The sequence below is a fragment of the Hydrogenophaga sp. NH-16 genome, assembly GCF_004006415.1.
Taxonomy (GTDB): Bacteria; Pseudomonadota; Gammaproteobacteria; order Burkholderiales; family Burkholderiaceae_C; genus Hydrogenophaga; species Hydrogenophaga pseudoflava.
This window is the reverse complement of sequence record NZ_CP029344.1, coordinates 4832501-4834499: the sequence shown is the minus strand read 5'-3', so window position 1 is coordinate 4834499 and position 1999 is coordinate 4832501. Positions and strand designations below refer to the sequence as shown.

The 1999-nt window shown below is 58.6% G+C and carries 1 protein-coding gene, 2 pseudogenes and 1 other annotated feature (1 of these 4 only partly in view); of the genes and pseudogenes, 2 read left to right on the top strand and 1 reads right to left on the bottom strand.

All coding sequences use genetic code 11. The annotated features are described in order from the left end of the window. Positions 1 to 342: pseudogene (locus DD542_RS23505) on the top strand (phenylacetate--CoA ligase); the annotation flags it as partial. A gap of 262 nt (positions 343 to 604) precedes the next feature. Here the strand turns inward: DD542_RS23505 and DD542_RS23815 are convergent. Continuing rightward, a pseudogene (locus DD542_RS23815) lies at positions 605 to 865 on the bottom strand (superoxide dismutase); the annotation flags it as partial. Continuing rightward, positions 858 to 1561 (bottom strand) — a sequence feature (23S ribosomal RNA rRNA prediction is too short). Its footprint overlaps the pseudogene before it by 8 nt. Here DD542_RS23815 and DD542_RS23495 point away from each other — a divergent pair. Then, positions 1547 to 1999, top strand: the 5' portion of a protein-coding gene (locus DD542_RS23495) for an ATP-binding cassette domain-containing protein (RefSeq protein ID WP_206610843.1). Its footprint extends 45 nt past the window's final position; only the first 453 of its 498 coding nucleotides appear in the window; the start codon lies at positions 1547 to 1549; its stop codon lies off the right edge, out of view. Its footprint overlaps the feature before it by 15 nt.

Here is a 1999-nt window from a genome sequence, read left to right as displayed (position 1 = left end):
ATCGAGAAGATCACCGGCCGCAGCGACGACATGATCATCCTGCGCGGCGTCAACGTCTTCCCGACGCAGATCGAGGAGCAGATCCTGAAATGCGCAGGCCTTGCCCCGCATTTCCAGATCGAACTCACGCGCGCCGGCCGCATGGACAACATGACAGTCCACGTCGAATGCGCGGCCAATTTCACCGACGCGGCGGCTCGCGCCCAATCGGCCAAGGAACTGGCACACCACATTAAAAGCGTGGTCGGCATAACGACCAAGATTGAGGTCCAGGACCCGACCTCCATCGCCCGCTCCGAGGGCAAGGCCAAGCGCGTGGTGGACAACCGTCCCAAGAGCTGAAGGGCCACCAGTGACAGATCAAGGGCAATTGTTATAGTGAAGCGGGGGCGTAAAAGCCCCCCTTTTGCAGTCGTTCTGCAAGCAGGAAAGTGGAAAGATGGCTCGCACCCGGGCAACCGATTTTGAGGAAAAGCGCCGCGGCCTTCTCGACAATGCCGCCAGACTGTTTCACCCGACGGCCGTTCTAGCAAGCGGCTTCATGTCAAAAGAAAACCCGGCGCCTTTCGGCACCGGGTTCTTTGAATGCAAATTCGGTCGACGCTTACTTCGATGCGGCTTCGTACATTTCCAGGACGTAGTCCCAGTTGATCAGGCTGTCGACGAAGGCTTCGAGATACTTCGGACGGGCATTGCGGTAGTCGATGTAGTAGGAGTGTTCCCACACATCGACGCCGAGGATCGGCGAGGCGCCGTGCACCAGCGGGTTTTCGCCGTTCGGGGTCTTGGAGATGGCGAGCTTGCCATCCTTGACCGAGAGCCAGGCCCAGCCGGAACCGAACTGGGTCGCGCCGGCCGAGGTGAAGTCGGCCTTGAACTTGTCATAGCCACCGAGATCGCTGTCGATCGCCGCCTGCAGCTTGCCCGGCAGCTTGGTGCCGCCGCCGTCCTTCTTCATCCACTTCCAGAAATGGATGTGGTTGTAGTGCTGGGCGGCGTTGTTGAAGGGTTGTTTCCCTCTTCACGACGGACGTTAGCACCCGCCGTGTGTCTCCCGTGATAACATTCTTCGGTATTCGTAGTTTGCATCGGGTTGGTAAGTCGGGATGACCCCCTAGCCGAAACAGTGCTCTACCCCCGAAGATGAGTTCACGAGGCGCTACCTAAATAGCTTTCGGGGAGAACCAGCTATCTCCCGGTTTGATTGGCCTTTCACCCCCAGCCACAAGTCATCCGCTAATTTTTCAACATTAGTCGGTTCGGTCCTCCAGTTAGTGTTACCCAACCTTCAACCTGCCCATGGCTAGATCACCGGGTTTCGGGTCTATACCCTGCAACTTAACGCCCAGTTAAGACTCGGTTTCCCTGCGGCTCCCCTATACGGTTAACCTTGCTACAGAATATAAGTCGCTGACCCATTATACAAAAGGTACGCAGTCACACCCGAAGGTGCTCCCACTGCTTGTACGTACACGGTTTCAGGTTCTTTTTCACTCCCCTCGCCGGGGTTCTTTTCGCCTCGATGAAGTTCGGCGGCCTGATGGCCATCAACGACTTCTCCTTCGAAGTCAGGCGCGGCGAGATCACCGCGCTGATTGGGCCGAACGGCGCCGGCAAGACCACGGTGTTCAACTGCATCACCGGTTTCTACAAGCCGACGATGGGCATGATCACGCTGACGCTGCAGGATGGCCGACAGCACCTGCTGGAGCGCCTGCCCGACTTCGAGATCACCAAGAAGGCCAAGGTCGCCCGAACCTTCCAGAACATCCGGCTTTTCTCAGGCCTCACCGTTCTGGAAAACCTCCTGGTGGCGCAGCACAATGCGCTGATGAAGGCATCGGGCTACACCGTCCTCGGTCTGCTGGGCTTGCCCGCCTACAAGCGGGCGGCCAATGCGGCGATCGAAAAGGCGAAGTACTGGCTTGAGAAGGCCGATCTCGTCGATCGCGCCGACGATCCGGCCGGCGACCTTCCCTATGGCGCGCAGCGCCGTCTG